Annotated in this window: 14 protein-coding genes; 4 read left to right on the forward strand and 10 right to left on the reverse strand. The window is 63.4% G+C overall.

Annotation, left to right across the window (positions count from 1 at the left end; genetic code table 11):
• Positions 1-65: 65 nt before the first annotated feature.
• Entirely contained in the window at positions 66-1238 is a 1173-nt protein-coding gene (locus KTJ77_RS09640; RefSeq protein ID WP_217338175.1) for a flavin reductase family protein, read from the reverse strand.
• A gap of 314 nt (positions 1239-1552) precedes the next feature.
• Between KTJ77_RS09640 and KTJ77_RS09645 the strand changes: the two genes are divergently transcribed.
• Positions 1553-2584, forward strand: coding sequence for an LLM class flavin-dependent oxidoreductase (locus KTJ77_RS09645; protein ID WP_217338430.1), 1032 nt, complete (start codon positions 1553-1555; stop codon positions 2582-2584).
• Positions 2585-2642: 58 nt separating this feature from the next.
• On the opposite strand, the gene galK is transcribed toward KTJ77_RS09645, so the two are convergent.
• On the reverse strand, positions 2643-3836 hold the full coding sequence (gene galK / locus KTJ77_RS09650; RefSeq protein ID WP_367948881.1) for a galactokinase: 1194 nt from the start codon (positions 3834-3836) through the stop codon (positions 2643-2645).
• 35 nt (positions 3837-3871) lie between these two features.
• Complete coding sequence (gene galT, locus KTJ77_RS09655) at positions 3872-5035, reverse strand: galactose-1-phosphate uridylyltransferase (protein WP_367948882.1); 1164 nt, start codon at positions 5033-5035, stop codon at positions 3872-3874.
• Between the two features lie 129 nt (positions 5036-5164).
• On the opposite strand from galT, the gene KTJ77_RS09660 reads away from it, so the two are divergent.
• Together KTJ77_RS09660 and KTJ77_RS09665 are read left to right on the forward strand one after the other, a co-directional pair.
• Positions 5165-6115: a LacI family DNA-binding transcriptional regulator gene (locus tag KTJ77_RS09660; protein ID WP_217338431.1), complete on the forward strand. Its 951-nt coding sequence runs from the start codon at positions 5165-5167 to the stop codon at positions 6113-6115.
• 1 nt (position 6116) lies between these two features.
• Positions 6117-7211: a glycerate kinase gene (locus KTJ77_RS09665; RefSeq protein WP_217338178.1), complete on the forward strand. Its 1095-nt coding sequence runs from the start codon at positions 6117-6119 to the stop codon at positions 7209-7211.
• Here KTJ77_RS09665 and KTJ77_RS09670 read toward each other — a convergent pair.
• Positions 7208-7669, reverse strand: coding sequence for an ASCH domain-containing protein (locus KTJ77_RS09670; protein WP_217338179.1), 462 nt, complete (start codon positions 7667-7669; stop codon positions 7208-7210). The two genes, KTJ77_RS09665 and KTJ77_RS09670, sit on opposite strands and share 4 nt — an antisense overlap.
• An 84-nt stretch (positions 7670-7753) precedes the next feature.
• Between KTJ77_RS09670 and KTJ77_RS09675 the strand changes: the two genes are divergently transcribed.
• On the forward strand, positions 7754-8608 hold the full coding sequence (locus KTJ77_RS09675; protein WP_367948883.1) for an HNH endonuclease family protein: 855 nt from the start codon (positions 7754-7756) through the stop codon (positions 8606-8608).
• Positions 8609-8673: 65 nt separating this feature from the next.
• Here the strand turns inward: KTJ77_RS09675 and KTJ77_RS09680 are convergent, their stop codons facing one another.
• From KTJ77_RS09680 to KTJ77_RS09705, 6 genes are all read right to left on the reverse strand, one after another.
• Positions 8674-9960 (reverse strand): aspartate kinase, encoded by a 1287-nt coding sequence (locus KTJ77_RS09680; RefSeq protein ID WP_217338181.1) that lies wholly within the window; start codon positions 9958-9960, stop codon positions 8674-8676.
• A gap of 116 nt (positions 9961-10076) precedes the next feature.
• Positions 10077-10997 (reverse strand): DMT family transporter, encoded by a 921-nt coding sequence (locus KTJ77_RS09685; protein ID WP_367948884.1) that lies wholly within the window; start codon positions 10995-10997, stop codon positions 10077-10079.
• 1 nt (position 10998) lies between these two features.
• A complete protein-coding gene (gene recR, locus KTJ77_RS09690; protein WP_217338182.1) occupies positions 10999-11595 on the reverse strand; it encodes a recombination mediator RecR in 597 nt (198 codons plus the stop codon).
• On the reverse strand, positions 11595-13985 hold the full coding sequence (locus KTJ77_RS09695; RefSeq protein ID WP_217338183.1) for a DNA polymerase III subunit gamma and tau: 2391 nt from the start codon (positions 13983-13985) through the stop codon (positions 11595-11597). The genes recR and KTJ77_RS09695 overlap by 1 nt, the downstream gene beginning before the upstream one ends.
• 49 nt (positions 13986-14034) lie before the next feature.
• The gene (locus tag KTJ77_RS09700; RefSeq protein WP_217338433.1) at positions 14035-16569 is read right to left on the reverse strand and encodes a glycoside hydrolase family 65 protein; all 2535 of its coding nucleotides are present in this window, start codon (positions 16567-16569) and stop codon (positions 14035-14037) included.
• Positions 16569-17312: an HAD-IA family hydrolase gene (locus KTJ77_RS09705; protein ID WP_217338184.1), complete on the reverse strand. Its 744-nt coding sequence runs from the start codon at positions 17310-17312 to the stop codon at positions 16569-16571. Before KTJ77_RS09705 ends, KTJ77_RS09700 begins: the two co-directional genes overlap by 1 nt.
• Positions 17313-17343 lie beyond the last annotated feature (31 nt).

Below are 17343 nucleotides of genomic sequence, written 5' to 3' on the forward strand. Positions count from 1 at the left end.
AAGGCCCCGATCCCACTCATCAGGATGAGCAGAATCGGGGCAGAATTTGGGGCGGAATCGGTGGGCTAAGCGCCGGCGGCAAGCTCCTCAGCGACCGCACGCGCGGTGTCTCGCAGCCGCTCGCCAAGTCGTTCCAACTCAGCAGGCGACATGTTCTCCGAAAGCCCAAACAGCGCAAGAACCAATGGGCAGCGCCCCGCTACCCAAACGGGTGCGGTCAAGATTCGCGGCTGCTCGTCATGCTGCGGCAACCCCGGCGGGTCGTAGTAGGGCAAGAGCTCATCCAACAGGCTTGCGTGCCGTCGCGCACCCGCCGGTGTCGGTGGTTCCGCACTCGTGCGCGCAATTTCTGCCCAGATTGCGTCGAAGCGGGGAGTGAAGAGGCCATATGACCAGCCTCGGGCCGCGATGGTCTCGAGCTTGAGTCGGTAAGCCGCTCGTTGCTCATCAGTGACACGGAGGTGCGAGGTCCATTGCGTTACGCCCTCATCCAGGTCACCCCCGGTCAAGAACGCGGCTCCAAACGGCGGCGCAAACGGCATCCGCCGACCGATCTGCGTGCGTGAGGACTCCCCCGTCGCTGCCACAATAACGATGTCGTGATCGACGATCGCCTGCGCAATACACGCGACGTCCAGCTCGTCAGAGAGCGCCTCCATGTGCGTCTTGGCGATGTGCGCCGCATGCAATGGCTCACGAAGATTGTCAGCGAAGGGCGCGATCAGGGAGCGCGAGCGGAACCCGCCATACCCGCCCTGATAGAACAGGAGCGCACTTGAGTGGTGTGCTGCTTCCAACTCCAACACGCGACCCAGCACAATGTCATGATCGCCGCCGTCGACCGTCCGCTCGACCGCACAGTCGATCCAGGCAACGGCACCTTCGAGTCGCGGCGAGCCGCTTTCAGATAGATGCCACTGCACATCCGCAAACTTATCGACGTTCTTGGACGCAAAGCGTCGGCACAATTGCTCGTGTTCAACAGACAAGACGTTGACGCAGAAGCGGTCGGCCTGCCGCAGCGTGGCGTAGCTGGCCGATGACTTCGTCGGCAGGTAAGCAACAAGAGGCGGGTCGAGAGACACCGACGTGAACGACCCCACGACCATTCCCGCAGGCTGGCCGTTCACCATTGCCGTGACGGCCACCACACCCGTGGGAAAGTTGCCAAGCGTCTCGCGAAAAACCATCGCATCAATCTCGTTGCGTCGTTCATGATCCAGCACCGTTGCCGACATCTCATCACCTCTCCTCAGCGATGTGCTCACGTTATGCGCGATGTGCTCCCGCGCCGAGGGCGCGTTGCGCCAAGCGGAACATCGCACGCGATCGAACCCACGGCCAACGAGAAAAGGGATCAAGTGTTTTCTGCACGATGAAATGGCGTTTCGGCCTCGACACGCCGTGTTTTCGCGCTGGTTGAGCGTTCGGCTCGTGCACAACTGGATCGGCTCATGCGTAACTGGTTCGATCCACGCAGGTCGTGTTCGATCGCACCACGCGAAACACTATTCGCAGGAATGTAATTCATGGTTCCGTGGTTCCATTGAATATGAAGAAAATCGGCTTCCTCTCTTTCGGGCACTGGACTCCTCACCCGGACTCCCAAACCCGCTCGGCTCGTGACGTGCTGCACCAGTCGATCGACCTCGCGGTCGCCGCGGAAGAAATCGGCGCCGACGGCGCATACTTCCGTGTGCACCACTACGCCCGCCAGCTCGCTTCTCCCTTCCCGCTCCTGGCGGCGATCGGCGCGAAGACATCCAAGATCGAAATCGGTACGGGCGTCATCGACATGCGCTACGAAAATCCGCTCTACATGGCGGAAGATGCGGGAGCCGCCGACCTCATTTCCGATGGCCGACTTCAACTCGGCGTGAGCCGTGGGTCACCCGAGCAGGTCGTCGATGGCTACAAGTACTTTGGCTATGACGCTCCCGAAGGCATGACGATGGCTGACGTCGCGCGCAACAACACCGAGACATTTCTTCAAGTCATCGACGGTGCACGTTTCGCCGAGCCCAATCCGCGGCCAATGTTCCCAAACCCACACCCGGGCGCACTCGGTATCGAGCCGCAGTCCGCTGGGCTCCGTGATCGCATTTGGTGGGGTGCGGGGTCTAATGCCACCGCCGTCTGGGCAGCCCAAGCTGGCATGAACTTGATGAGCTCGACGCTGAAGGCCGATGAAAGCGGTAAGCCTTTCCACATTCAGCAGCGTGAGCAGATCGATGCCTTCCGTGACGCGTGGAAGGAAGCCGGCCATGAGCGCGAAGCTCGTGTCTCGGTGAGCCGATCCATTTTTGCGCTCACGTCAGACGAGGACTACCGCTACTTCGGCTTCGACCGCGATACCGACGATCAGATTGGCACCATCGGCGGCGACCCCATCGGCCGCGCCATCTTTGGCCGCTCGTTTGCTGCTGAGCCCGAAGCTCTCATCGAGCAGCTTCGCGGCGACGAGGCGATCGAAGCCGCAGACACCCTGCTCCTCACCGTGCCTAATCAGCTCGGCGTTGCCTACAACACGCACGTGATCGAGTCGATCATTAAGCACGTAGCCCCCGCGCTCGGCTGGCGCTAACCGCGCACCGCAAGAAGGCGGGTTTCGTAACCCTCCGGTTCCGGAACCCGCCTTCTGCTTATTTGTTGCGGCGCGCTCCCGCTGACGGCGACACCGTAAAGAGGTGCGGTTCCGCAAAGCCAGCGTCGGCGAACGCGGCCACCACGGCATCCGACACTGCGTCGACAGCAGCGGCCTCAACGAGTGCGATCGCCGCGCCACCGAAACCACCGCCCGTCATTCGCGCCCCCAGTGCGCCGGCGGCCAGCGCCGCTTCGACCGCAGTGTCAAGCTCAGCAACGGAAATTTCGAAGTCATCGCGCATTGACGCGTGCGAGGCAACGAGCAGGTCGCCAATCGCACGGGCGCCATGCGTGCGCAGCGCCGCCACGGTGTCGAGCACGCGCTGATTCTCGGTCACGATGTGACGCACCCGGCGAAACGTCACGTCATCCATCAGCTCGGCCGCACGGGCAAGGTCAGCGACCGAAAGATCACGCAACGCTGCGACGCCCATGACGGCAGCGCCACGTTCGCAGGCATCGCGCCGATCACGGTAGCCGCCGGTCGCGTGGGCGTGCTTGACGTGAGTATCGATCACCAAAATCGCAAGATGCGCTTCGGCCATGCCCAGCGGAACCAGCTCACTGTCGAGTAAGCGGCAGTCGAGAAAAATCGCGGCGTCTGGAGCGCCCAGCATGGACGCGGTCTGATCCATGATGCCGGTCGGTGCGCCGACGGCTTCGTTTTCAGCCGTGCGCCCAATACTCGCCAGCTCTTTCGCACTGAGCCCCAGGTTCCACAGTTCATTCAGTGCCGACGCTGTCGCGCCTTCGATGGCGGCAGACGACGAGAGACCAGCACCGACCGGAACCTCGGAGGCGATGGCAATGTCGACACCGGTACCAGAAGCGGAACGCCCGTCGAGCAAAGCCCATGCCACGCCCAGCGGATATGCGGCCCATTCAGGCACCGCGGGCGCGGAACCAGGGGCCGTCGGAAACACCTGGGCGAGATCGGCGAGATGCACCTCGACCGGTTCTTCCGCAAAGGTTGATGCCACACGAATGCGGCCGTCATCGCGCAGCCCAACCGCCGCGACCGTACGGTGCGAGATCGCAAAGGGAAGCACGAAACCCTCGTTGTAATCGGTGTGTTCGCCGATCAGATTGACGCGCCCTGGCGCTGACCACAGTCCCATCGGCGCGTGCCCCGTGAGCTCGTTAAAGAGCGCCGACGCGGCTTCGTGGGGGGCGAGTGTGGGCTGAGTCACGGTGTTACCTTGCATGTTCGATGGTGAGGAGTCGGTCACGCGTGCGCGCGCTCGATGGCTTCGCGGAGGCGTTTCGCGCCCTGTTCCGGTGTGACTTCAGCAGCCCACGCCCACATTGCGGCTTCGGAACCTGCCAAGTACTTCATCTTGTCGGCAGCGCGACGCGGGCTCGTGAGTTGCAGGTGCAACCGCACGGTGTCACGCCCGACGTTCACGGGCGCCTGATGCCACGCCGCAATGTAGGGCGTCGGGGTGTCATAGAGCGCGTCAACACCGCGCAACAGCCGCAGGTACAGGTGCGCGAGCTCATCACGCTCAGCCTCGCTGGTCGCCGCAAAGTCCGGCACGTGGCGGTGCGGCATGAGGTGCACCTCAAGTGGCCAGCGCGCAGCAAACGGTACGAACGCGCTCCAGTGTTCCCCCTCAAAAATGATGCGTTCCGACGCGCGTTCAAAATCGAGAATGCGCTGAAACAGGTCGGGCCCGGTACTCGCGATGCTCTCGAGCACGCGCGATGTGCGCGGGGTTATGTAGGGGTAGGCGTAAATCTGGCCGTGCGGGTGTGGGAGCGTGACACCAATCGCTTCACCGCGGTTTTCAAACGGAAAGACCTGCTGCACACCGGGCAGGCGCGACAGGGCCGCGGTGCGATCAGCCCAGGCCTCGATGACTGTGCGGGCTCGAGTGACAGACTGCGTGCCAAACGAACCGGAGTGCTCCGGGCTGAAGCACACCACTTCGCATCGCCCGATGGCGTTACGCGTGCGGCCCAGGCCCAGAGTGGCCAAGTCTCCCAGGCTCAGCGGCGGGTCGGCGGCGATCGGCGCTTCGCCTGTGGCGTGCAACAGCGCAGGCCCAAACGCGGGTGACTTGTTTTCAAACACGGCGACGTCATAGACCGACGGAACCTCGGAGGGGTTGGTGGGGGTCTGCGGTGCCAGCGGGTCAGCATCAGCGCCAGGCATCATGACGCGGTTCTGGCGGTTGGCGGCGACGGTGATCCAGTCACCGGTGAGCACGTCGAGACGCATGGATGAGGTTTCAGGACGGGGATCAAGCGTGCGTGCGTCGACGGCGCGTTCGGCTCCCAGTGTGGTGTCGCGGTCGTCGTAGTAGATGAGCTCGCGCCCATCAGCCAAAGTGGTGGCGCGCCGGACGATGCCAGCGGAGAGCGTACTTGTTTCCTGACGCGTGTTCACGTCAACATGTTTCCACAACACGCATGGTAACGTCAACATGAACGGACGTGCACGAAGGGGACGCCGGTGGGATCTGACATCGAAACATCGACAGCAATGCCTACAGCGCCAGGCGGAGGCCGCGTTTCGATGGCGATGGTGGCTGCCAGTGCCGGCGTATCCGGGCAGACGGTGTCGCGCGTCGTGAACGGGAGCCCCCGGGTCGACCCAGAAACCCGCACGCGTGTCGAAGCCGCCATGGCCGAGCTCGGATACCGCCCGCATCGCGCCGCACGCGCTCTGCGCACCGGCCGATCGCACACAATCGGCGTCGTCGTGACAACACTCACCACCGTCGGCAACTCACGCATGCTGCAAGCCACGGCCGAAGCCGCCGCAGAACGCGGCTACGCGCTCACCCTCGTCACCGCATCTAATGGCGTCGGCACCGCCCTCGCCTCTCTTGCTGAACAGGAGGTCGACGGTGCGATCGTGCTGAATGAAGCCTCCGCACAAATCACTGCAGCGGCCCTCCCCCGCGACTTGCGACTCGTCGTTATCGACGCGCCGAAGGACGCTCACGTCGCGGCCGTGCACAGCGATCACTCCGGTGGCGCATTCGCCGCGACAACGCACCTCCTGCGGCGGGGATACGACACCGTGCATCACCTGGCTGGCCCCGCCGATTCGTTCGCTGCCGCGGAGCGCGAGCGCGGATGGCGGGAGGCATTGGCCGCTGCGGGCATGCCAGCACCGGAACCAGTGCGCGGCGATTGGAGCGCCGAGTCGGGTTACGCCGCGGGAACAGCATTGCGCACAGCGCCCGCCGTGTTCTGCGCGAATGACCAGATGGCACTCGGCCTCTTACGAGCCTTTGCGGATGCCGGCCGAGACGTGCCCGGTGAAGTGGGAGTCATCGGTTTTGACGATGTTCCCGATGCTGCCAACTACCGACCGCCCCTCACCACCATCCGTCAGGACTTCACGGCTCTCGCTCATCGAGCGGTCGAGGCCCTCATTTCCGGCATCGAAGGCACCAGCGACTCGCGTAGCGCGATCGTGATCGGAACGACTCTCATCACACGAGAAAGTAGCCGCTAACATGACTCGCGTCGTGCTCGCCCCCGATAGCTTCAAAGGCACAATCACGGCAGTCGATGCCGCGAGCGCCCTGGCTGAGGGCTGGGCGTCGGTAGAACCGGGCGCCGAGTTTGTATTCCGCCCGATGGCCGACGGCGGCGAGGGCACTGTTGCGGCCTTTGCGACCGCGGTTGATGGTTCCGCTCTCCAGCCACTCACAGTAACCGGCCCGGCCGGCACCCCGGTGGCGTCGGCATGGTTGCGGTTGCCCGATGGCACAGCGGTGATCGATTTGGCATCGACAAGCGGCATCGAGTTGCTTGACCACCTGCGGCCATGGGATGCAGACTCGACGGGATTCGGCGAGGCCATCGCCGCAGCCCTCGATGGGGGCGCCACGCGCATCGTGGTGGGCATCGGTTCGAGCGCATCGACGGATGGTGGAACCGGCATGCTGGCAGCGCTCGGGGCGCGGTTTCTGAACGCGCAGGGTGCGGCTGTTCCCCGCGGCGCGCGCGGGTTGGCTGACATCGCGACCGTCGATCTGTCGGCGCTGCGCGAGGCTTGCTCGGTCATCGTGTTAACCGATGTCAACAATCCGCTGATTGGCCCGCACGGCGCCGCGGCAGTATTCGGGCCGCAGAAGGGACTGACCGCGAGCGAAGTCTCGGTGGTTGATGCCGCGATGGCGAGGCTTGCTGCCGCGCTCGGAGTTGACGCATCGATGCCCGGCACCGGTGCGGCAGGCGGGGTCGGTGCTGCGCTCGTGGCATGGGGTGCCACTCTGACTCCGGGAGCGGAAGCCGTGGCTGAGCTCATTGGCCTCGAAGCCGCGCTCATGGACGCCGATGTTCTTATTACCGGTGAGGGATCCTACGACGCGCAGTCTGGTGCGGGGAAGGTTCCGGCGTTCGTCTCCGCGCTCGCGCACAAAGCCCATGTCACGTCGATGCTGGCGGCTGGTCGCATCGCACCTGGTGCCAACACCACCAGCTTCACCGCCGCTGTCTCGCTCGCGGAGGTTGCTGGTTCCGCCGCATCCGCCATCGCAGAACCCGCACGGTGGCTCCGTGCGGCAGGCAGTGCGCTCGCCCGATCACGGACGATCGACAACTAGGTACTGAACAGCAGCCGTAGCTGTTCGCAAACCACCGGCATCTCCGGGGCGAAGCGCTTCGGGCTATCGGAATGATCTCGCCAGTATCGTTCGTGAATGTCACGCCAGGTCGCGAGTGTGCGGTCGCCCTCGCCCTCGGCAAACGCGTGATCGGGCGTCACCTTGGCGAACGGAACCACGTCAACAGCGACTGTTTCGAGGAGCGCCCGCGGATGGCCCTCACCGTCAAGAATGATGTTCAGCCAACCCACTTCTGGTACGGGTTCTCCCGTGTGCTCGTGGTCCCAGAGCGACGATGCGGTCGCGGTCTTGATACCGGCGAGCACGAGGGCGAGAAGTTCATCCGCGTGCGCGGGTGTCGCACCAAAGGCCCATGCTTCCGGTGCTTGCGTAGGCAGGTGCGGCAGAGCTTCCCGACAGACCAGCCAAAAGGTGTCGATGAGTTGCGTTTCAGCCATTCCCCCACCCTACAAAGACTCAGCGCGTTGCCGCCCTGTCCGCCAAAATCGTGAATGTCTGCGACAGCCGTTAGTGTCGAAATCGTGTCAACAGTGCGAGATCGGCGGGTGCGTTCCGCTCGATCCTTCCCGAATCACCCACTCTCGCCCAATCGCCGCAAGACTCCGTCGCGGTACCGGCGGCGGCGCACGCACTGGTCGGTAAAGGCCCTCGTCATTTTCGCCATTGCCGTCGCCGTGCTGGTTGGCTCGAGCCTGCTGGCATCGAAGGGGGCTCTCCCTGGTGCTGACCCCACACCGACGGCGACATTGTCAGCTCCGGCAACCCTTCCAGCATCTCCGCCAACAACGGTCGCTTCTGGTTCCGTCGCCGACCCTGCCGCCGCGATCGTCGCACTCGACGCGTTGCTGACGGCAGACGGATTCGGGGCGCCCGACTACGACCGCGACCACTTTGGTCGACGATGGGCTGATGTCGACCGCAACGGCTGCGACACCCGAAATGACATGCTCGGGCGCGACCTCACCGCACCATCGTTCAAGCCGGGTACGCGCGAGTGCAAAGTGCTCGCCGGCACGCTCACCGACCCGTACTCCGGAGTCACGATCGACTTCGTGAGTGGCCCCGATACGTCACCGCGCGTGCAAATCGATCACATCGTTGCGCTGGCGTGGGCCTGGCGCCAGGGCGCACACGAATGGTCTCCCGAGCAGCGTGAGGCGTTTGCCAACGACCCGCGCAACCTCCGAGCAGCTGGTGAGGCAACGAACCAGGCAAAGAGCGACTCGGGCCCGTCAGGGTGGCTACCACCGGCAGCAGACCTTCAGTGCCGCTTTGTGTTGGAGTGGGTATCCGTCGTGGTTGACTACGATCTCTCCATCAACGCGAAGGATCGCGCCGCCGCCCAGCAGGTGTTGCACGCCTGCCCCACGGCATAGCCCGGTCGCCGACAAAACGACGAATGCCCCGCTCACCAGGAGCGGGGCATTCGTATTGTTTCGTCTTAGCGGCCGGTGCCTGCGTGCACGATGGCTTCGGTCTCGGCGTCGAGTCCGTATGCGCTGTGCACCGCCTTCGCGGCAGAAACAACGTCGTCGGCGCGAAGCACGACCGAAATGCGGATTTCCGACGTGGAGATCATCTCGATGTTCACGCCCGCGGTGCTGAGCGCTTCAAACAGGGTCGCTGAGACTCCGGAGTGCACCCGCATGCCAGCACCGACAACCGAAAGCTTGCCGATCTGGTCGTCGTGCACGAGGCTTTCAAAACCGACCTCGGCCTGGTCGGCGGCAAGCGCCCGCAGTGCAACGCTCGCGTCCGACTTCGGAACGGTAAACGAAATGTCGGTGCGGTTGGTGGCCGCAGCCGACACGTTCTGCACGATCATGTCGACGTTGGCGCCCGACTTTGCAACAATCTTGAAGATCTCCGCGGCCTTACCCGGAACATCAGGCACACCGGTGACCGTGATCTTGGCTTGGCCGAGATCGGTGGCGACTCCGGCGACGATGGGCTCTTCCATGTCAGCTCCCTCGATGTAGTGGGGTGGCTTCTGCCCCTCCCCAAGAACGTATGTGCCCTCGTTCGACGAGAACGTCGAGCGAGCGTGAATGAGAACGCCGTGCCGACGCGCAAATTCGACGGCACGAATGTAGAGGACCTTGGCACCGTTGGCGGCAAGCTCAAGCATCTCTTCACTCGTGATGGTGGAGAGTTTGCGGGCGTTCGGAACCACACGCGGGTCAGCGGTGAAGATACCGTCAACATCGCTGTAAATTTCGCAAACGTCGGCGTTGAGCGCCGCAGCAAGAGCGACGGCCGTGGTGTCTGAGCCGCCGCGGCCGAGCGTCGTGATGTCGCGAGTGTCGCGGTTGAAGCCCTGGAAACCCGCAACGATGACGATGGCACCCTCATCTAGTGCCTCGCGCACGCGCACAGGGGTGACGTCGACGATGCGAGCGGAACCATGGTGCGAGTCGGTGATCATGCCGGCTTGGCTACCGGTGAACGAACGCGCTTCGAAACCCATGGAATGGATCGTCATGGCCAGCAGCGCCATCGAAATGCGCTCTCCGCTCGAGAGCAGCATGTCGAGCTCGCGCGGGGCAGGAATCGGTGCGACCTGGTGTGCGAGATCAAGCAGTTCATCAGTCGTGTCGCCCATCGCACTGACCGCGACGACGACATCGTGACCGGCGCGACGGGTGTCAACAATGCGCTTAGCGACCCGCTTGATGCTCTCGGCATCCGCAACGGATGAGCCGCCGTACTTCTGCACGATCAACGCCACTATGTCACTCCTGGGTTTGGTGAGCACTACGCTCAGTTCTCACCAGTTTACGACTGAGCGCATGCACGAATTGCCATGTGACGCCTCGCGAAAGGGGTTACTCCCGCAGAGCGGAATCATTCTGCCCGCGTCGGATCTGGTTCCGGCAGCACAGCTTCCCGTTTCTTGCCGCCCATTGCCGCCAGCCAGCACCCAAGCAAGACAATCGGCGCGCCAACGAGAAGTTCCGCGCCGAGATGCTCGTGCAGAATGATCACGCCAGCGACCAGCGCCACGATCGGATTGATGTAGGTGAAAAGCGGCGCGTTGACCGGCCCCACTTCTTTGATCAGCGCGAAGAAGAGAATGAATGCGAGCGCGGTGCAGATCACGCCGAGTAAGACGAGAGAGATCGTCGCGTCAAGCGTGGGAACCTCGTGCTGAGTGAGGAAGGCAACGGGCAGGTAGCCGACACCGATCATGAGCAGCGACAGGGTGATCGAGCCAAGCGACGGTACGTCGTTGAGCTTGCGCGCGACGATAAACGGCGCGATCGCATACAGGACCGCGACGAGCAGCACCTCGCCAGCGGCCACCAGCCAACCGCCGCCAGCCACGCCAAGCCCAGGTACCAACACGATGACGGCGACACCGAGAAATCCGAGGGCGAGCCCGACGACTCGCGTCGGCCGCAGCGCTCCGCGATCACCGCCAACAAGCGCGATAATTGTCGCCCACAGCGGCACCGTCGCGACCAAAAGACCGGTCAGCCCCGATGGCAGGCTCTGTTCGGCGTGGCCGAGGAGGAAGAATGGTCCTGCCATTTCGACGAGTCCGAACGCGAGCACCCATCGCCAATGTTTCAGCGCCGCACGCAGCGCACCGCTGCGGATAGCGAACGGCAATAGGATCGCGGCGCCGATAAGCGTGCGCCCCGCGACAATGGCACCCGGGGAGTATGACTCGACCGAGATCTTGATCAGGAGGTAGGGAATACCCCAGATCGCGGCCATCGCGAAGAAGAGCAGCCACCCACGCTTGGTGAACGACTGGGACACGTCAGATCGCTGACCGGCGGCCCTCGAATGCGCGGCCGAGAGTCACCTCATCCGCGTATTCGAGGTCGCCGCCAACGGGCAGACCCGAAGCAAGGCGTGTGACCTGAATATTCATCGATGTGAGGAGTCGGCTGAGGTACGTTGCCGTCGCTTCACCCTCAAGGTTGGGATTCGTTGCGAGGATGACTTCTTGTACGACTCCGTCGGCGAGGCGCCCCATCAAGTCCGTGATGCGCAGGTCATCAGGACCACGGTTTGCGATCGGGCTGATCGCCCCACCGAGCACATGGTAGAGACCACGAAACTCACGGGTACGTTCAATCGCGGCGACATCCTTCGCATCTTCCACGACACAGATAATGCTCTGATTGCGTCGAGCATCGCGACAGATGGTGCAGCGATCCTGCTCGGAGACGTTGCCGCAAATGTCACAGAAACGCACTCGGTGGCGCACCTCAGCGAGAAGTTCTGCCAGACGAGAGACGTCAAACGACGGCGTCTGCAGAATGTGGAACGTGATGCGCTGTGCCGACTTCGGACCGACTCCTGGAAGGCGCCCAAACTCATCAATCAGTTCTTGAACAATGCCGTCGTACATCAGTTAAACCTCGTCGGTGGGTTATATGTGTCTTCGCGAACGAACGTTGCGCCGAGAACCTGACGCACCACGGCTTCTCCGTAGCGCTGCGCGCCACCCGTCATTAACGGACGGGAACGTACGGTCGGTGCGGGCCCGCGCTGCTGAATGGCCTCATCATCGTCATCGCCATCCGGATCGTCCGGTTCCATCGGCGATGGCTCACCGTCATGGGGTGGGGCAACCGGTCGGGCGAGCGCTTCTTCCGGCTCATCGTCAACGGGCAGCGGCGCTGATGCTCCGCCCGGGATTGCAACGACGGCCCACTCCGTGACAGGAGCTGCATGCACGGGTGCGGGCGCGGGCGCAAGCGGCGCCTGCTGCCGCTGCCAGCCGTCATCGGGCGGCAACGACTCGGGGTCGTGCGGAGGTTCGTCGTGCCAGCCGTCAGCCGATGGAGAAGGCTCCGATGGTGATTCGCGCGGCGGGTGTTGAGGCGCGAACGCGCTCTCGTGCTTGGCGATGTATTTCACCCGCACTCCGAGCACATCAACAATGACTTGTCGCAGATCTTCGCTCACCCCGGCACCCGCCTTGAGCTCCTTGAACTTGATGAGATCGGGGTGGTTAGCAAAAGCCAGTGTCAGCACGTCGTCAGCGAAGCGCATGATGCGTGCGTTCATGACGATGACCCAGGCATGACGGCTCTTCGCCTGTAGTTTGTCGAGAATCTGCGGCCACGCGGCCTCGATCGTGGCCTGGGTGACCGGGCCCGCGGGGATCGATGCGGAGACAGGCTCCGGCCGTGGCATTGCCGCAGGCACCGCATCAGGCGCAGTCGCGGGCTCAGGCGCAGTCGCGGGCTCAGGCGCCGGTTCCGGCACGGGCTCTGGCTCGGGCAGGTTGTGGGGCTCAGGCTGGGCGATCGTCTCGGGCTCGGAGGGTGCAGGCTCGGATTGGGTTTGCTCCAACGTGGGCGCAGGCTCATCCTCACCCGGTGCAGGCACCGGCTCGTCCGCCAGCTCCGGTTCGCTCGCCTGCTCCGGCGCAGACGAAACCTCAGCTACCTCGGCCTCCGAGACTGGCTCCGGCTCGGCAACGGGCGCGGGCGCGGCAGCAACCGGCTCGGAAACGGGCGCGGCAGCAACCGGCTCGGAAACGGGCGCGGCAGCAACCGGCTCGGAAACGGTGGCGACCGGCGCGGCAGCGACCGGCGCAACAACCGGCGCCGCCGGCGCGACCTGCGCGGCAGGTGTTGCCGCCGGCGTTGCGGTGGCAACAGCGGGTTGACCTGCCGCGCCGCGGTGGCGGGCATCGGCCGACAGCACGCGTGCCACGAGAAGTTCCAGGTGCAGTCGTGGCGACGTTGCACCAGACATGTCGTCGAGCGCCTTGCTCACCACGTCTGCAGTCTGCGACAGCCGGATGGTTCCGTATGCCATCGCCTGCTGGGTCATGCGCGCCAGCTCGTCTTCAGCGACACCGCGCAGCACCGCACTCGCCTCGGCACCCGTGGCCGAAATGATGATCAGATCGCGCAGCCGCTCGAGCAGGTCATCGACGAAGCGTCGCGGGTCTTGGCCGGTCTGGATGACTCGGTCAACGGCGGAAAAAGCCATCGACGCATCACCTGTCGAGAACGCATTGACGACGTCGTCGAGAAGCGCAGTGTGCGTGTAGCCAAGCAGCGCAACCGCACGCTCATACTCGACCGTGCTGTTCTCTGAACCGGCAATGAGCTGGTCGAGGAGCGAAAGCGTGTCACGCGGTGAGCCGCCGCCTGCACGCACCACAAGAGGCAGGACACCAGGCTGAACGGTGACACCCTCCTGTGCGGATAGCTCTTCAACGTATGCGAGCATCGCGGCAGGCGGAACCAGGCGGAACGGGTAGTGGTGGGTGCGCGACCGGATCGTGCCGAGCACCTTCTCCGGCTCGGTGGTCGCGAAAATGAACTTCACGTGCGGTGGCGGCTCTTCGACGAGCTTGAGCAGCGCATTGAAGCCCTGCTGCGTCACCATGTGCGCCTCATCAAGAATGAAGATCTTGAAACGATCACGTGCCGGAGCGAATACCGCACGCTCACGCAGGTCACGCGCATCGTCTACACCGTTGTGGCTCGCCGCGTCAATTTCGACCACGTCGAGCGAGCCGCTACCACCACGCGCCAGCTCAACACAGCTGTCGCACACGCCACATGGCGTGTCTGTCGGCCCTTCTGCGCAGTTCAGGCAGCGCGCAAGAATGCGCGCCGAGGTCGTCTTGCCGCAACCGCGCGGACCGGAAAACAGGTAGGCATGGCCAACCCGATCAGCCCGCAGGGCGGTCATCAGGGGGTCGGTCACTTGAGATTGACCGATCATCTCCGCAAACGTCTCGGGACGGTATCGGCGGTATAGAGCGGTGGTCACCAAACCAGCCTACGGTGTACCGCCGACATCGGCCTCTCCGGCATCGAAATCACCCTGTGTACGGTTGGGTAGGCGTGTGGTGGTGCCCCTCATCATTAATGGCGTCCAGCAGCGTAATTGGCGTCGTCGATGTCGGAACAGACACCGAAATCAGTGATCCGTCTTCCAATCGCTGGTCTTCGAGTTCGCGCACAGACGGCCGACCGGACAGGCTCGGTCCCTGGTCGGCGAGCGGAACCACGACACGACCACCAGCGGGAGCCACGTACCGCTCTCCCCGCACGTGGAAGATGACGTCCTCCCCCTCGCGAACCGTGGCGGTCAGGGTGTCGGCAGTGATGGCGATGTCGAGCTGGCTCTGCCCCCAGCGCAGCGGGAACCGAAGCTCCGGCCAGGTGATCGGCAGGCGCGGGTCAAACGTCAAGGCGCCACGATGGTCTCGCATGCCGCCGAACCCACTGACGAGGGCCGTCCATACACCGCCAGCCGAGGCGACGTGAACTCCGTCCGCTGCATTGTGGTGCAAATCAGCAAGGTCAACAAACAGCGCATCGGTGAAGTAGTGCATCGCGAGATCGCGGTAGCCAACCTCGGCGGCCAGAATCGACTGCACGACGGCCGACAGCGTGGAGTCCCCGGTCGTCAGCGGATCGTAGTAGTCGAAATCGGCGCGCTTCTGCTCCGGCGTGAACTGGTCGCCCTGGAGAAAAAGCCCCAGAACCACGTCGGCTTGCTTGAGCACTTGGAACCGGTAGATCACCAGCGGGTGGAAGTGCAGGAGCAGGGGTCGCTTGTCTGCCGGAGTGTTCTCCAGATCCCACACTTCCTTTTCGAGGAAGGCGGAATCTTGCGGATGAATACCCAGCGCGTCACTGTAAGGAATCGACAGGGCGTCGGCTGCGACGTCCCAGGCATCGGCTTCGGTCGGGTCAAGCTTCAAGCGGTCGGCCATCCGGTCGTATGCCGCAGGGTCAGCAGACGCCAGCTCCCGCACACTCTCCGCGGCATATCGCAGATTGAAGCGCGCCATGATGTTCGTGAACAGGTTGTCGTTCACCACCGTGGTGTACTCATCGGGCCCGGTCACACCATGAATGTGGAAGGAATCTTCGCCATTCATCGACCGCCAGAATCCCAGCGTGGCCCACAGACGGGCCGTCTCTACCGCGATGTCGATGCCCTCGTTGAAGAGGAAGTCCGTGTCTCCCGAGGCGCGCACATACTTCGCGAGCGCATAGGTCACGTCGGCGTTGATGTGGTACTGCGCGGTGCCGGCGGCGTAGTAGGCAGAGGCTTCCTCGCCGTTGATCGTGCGCCACGGGAACAGCGCGCCCGCTTCGTTGAGTTGCCGCGCCCGCTTGCGCGCAGAGGGCAACATGAGTGAGCGCATGCGCAGTGCGTTGCGCGCCCACATCGGCGACGTGTACGCCATGAACGGCAGCACATAAATCTCGGTATCCCAGAAGTAGTGCCCGGAATATCCGCTACCGCTGACGCCCTTGGCCGCGATGCCCATGGAATCGGCGCGCGCGGCTGCCTGCGCAAGCTGCAGCAGGTTCCACCTCACTGCCTGTTGCAGCGCATCCTGACCGGGAATCTGCACGTCAGAGCGCTCCCAGAACGCGTTCATCCAGACGGCCTGTGCGCGGAACACCGCGTCGGCGCCCTGATCCATCGCGCGTCGAATCGTGCGGCGTGCACGATCAATGAGCTCCCGCGTGGGCACCGAACGCGACGTGTGGTAGGCGAGAAACTTTGTGACGGTCGTCGGAACCCCCGCCTTGGCCTCGACGTGGAAAACCACCTTCGCGGTGTCACCATCTGCGAAGCCGTCGGCGGCCTCCACGGCGTTGTCGGTCTCGACAACATGGTCAGCCACGACGGCAAGCGTCATTCCCGAGCGCGCTACGCGGTAAGAAAGAGAGATTTGCGAGCCCGTGCGGTGGTGTTCTTGCGGCACCAAAATGCGCTCAACGAAACGCTCCGCTTTGCGCGGGTCGAAATCGGCACTGCCGTGTCCTGCTGGCTTTGCCGCACCATAAACATCGCCGCCATCCTGACGATTCACGAGCTGGCTACTGATGACCACAGAGGCGTCAGCATCAAGCACGGTCACACTGATCTGCTCGAGGGCAAGGTGGCGTTCATCAAACGACACCAGGCGATCCATATCGATCACGACATTCTTACCCGAGGGCGTGCGCCACAGAATGTGCCGGTGCAACACCCCCTCACGCATGTCGAGCGATCGCTCATACTCACGCATTTCGGCGACATCGAGCGTGAGCGGTTCGTCGTCGACATACACGCGCATGATCTTGCCGTCGGGAGCGTTGACAATCGTTTGCCCGACCTCCGCAAAGCCATATGCTTGCTCGGCATGCCGAATCGCGAATGTCTCATGGAACCCGTTGATAAAAGTTCCGTGTTCGTGCGCGTGCCGCCCCTCGGGGTGGTTTCCGCGCATACCGAGGTAGCCGTTGCCGATGGCAAACATCGTCTCGGTGACGCCTTCGTCACTCGCCGAGTATCGGGTTTCTACGAGACGCCACGGGTCGACCGGAAAGCGGTCGCGATCCATCATCATGCGGTGTGAGTCCTTGTCGACAGCGGAACAAATTCTGCGAGATCATTGACGACGAGCGTCGCGCCATGGCTGAGAAGCGCATCGGCACCGGCGCCGCGATCAACCCCGACGACCAGCGCGATCCCCGCGGCTGCGGCCGAAGCCACGCCACTGTGGGCATCTTCAAACGCGGCGATCCGATCGGGCGAAATACCCAGGTCATGGGCACCGCGCGCGAACATGTCGGCAGCGGGTTTGGAAGCCAAATGGTCATTTTCCGCGACGAGCCCATCGACGATGGTGACGAATCGGTTCGCGATGCCCGCTGCGGCGAGCACGTCACGCGCATTCTTCGAACTAGACACCACGCCCAACGGGTACCTGGCAAGCTCATCAAGCAGGGCAAGAGACCCGGGGTACGGCTGGATGCCTTCCTCGTTCAAGACGCGGGTGAAAACTTCGTTCTTGCGGTTGCCAATGCCGCAGACGGTGTCGGCGGTCAGCGGATCGCTCGGGTGACCCCATGGAACCTCGACGTCGCGGGAACGCAACAGCGATGCAACGCCGTCATAGCGCTTCTTGCCGTCGACATATCGGTAGTAGTCGTCGTCGGTGTACGGACCCGCAATGTCCCACGCAGCAAAAAGCTCGTCAAACATCGCCTGCCACGCGCGCATATGAACCTCGGCGGTTGGTGTCAGCACCCCATCAAGGTCGAACAAAAAGGCATCAAATGATGTGAGATCGGGCAACGTAGACACGACACCTCCGAATCGATATGGAACGATTCAG

It is taken from the genome of Microbacterium sp. NC79 (assembly GCF_019061125.1).
In the GTDB taxonomy this organism is placed as follows: Bacteria; Actinomycetota; Actinomycetes; order Actinomycetales; family Microbacteriaceae; genus Microbacterium.

Excerpts from the sequence above, each read along its gene's own strand:
- KTJ77_RS09640 (WP_217338175.1), bottom strand. The coding sequence starts at position 1,238 with ATGTCGGCAACGGTGCTGGATCATGAACGACGCAACGAGATTGATGCG.
- KTJ77_RS09645 (WP_217338430.1), top strand. The coding sequence starts at position 1,553 with ATGAAGAAAATCGGCTTCCTCTCTTTCGGGCACTGGACTCCTCACCCG.
- KTJ77_RS09660 (WP_217338431.1), top strand. The coding sequence starts at position 5,165 with ATGGCGATGGTGGCTGCCAGTGCCGGCGTATCCGGGCAGACGGTGTCG.
- KTJ77_RS09665 (WP_217338178.1), top strand. The coding sequence starts at position 6,117 with ATGACTCGCGTCGTGCTCGCCCCCGATAGCTTCAAAGGCACAATCACG.
- KTJ77_RS09670 (WP_217338179.1), bottom strand. The coding sequence starts at position 7,669 with ATGGCTGAAACGCAACTCATCGACACCTTTTGGCTGGTCTGTCGGGAA.
- recR (WP_217338182.1), bottom strand. The coding sequence starts at position 11,595 with ATGTACGACGGCATTGTTCAAGAACTGATTGATGAGTTTGGGCGCCTT.
- KTJ77_RS09700 (WP_217338433.1), bottom strand. The coding sequence starts at position 16,569 with ATGATGGATCGCGACCGCTTTCCGGTCGACCCGTGGCGTCTCGTAGAA.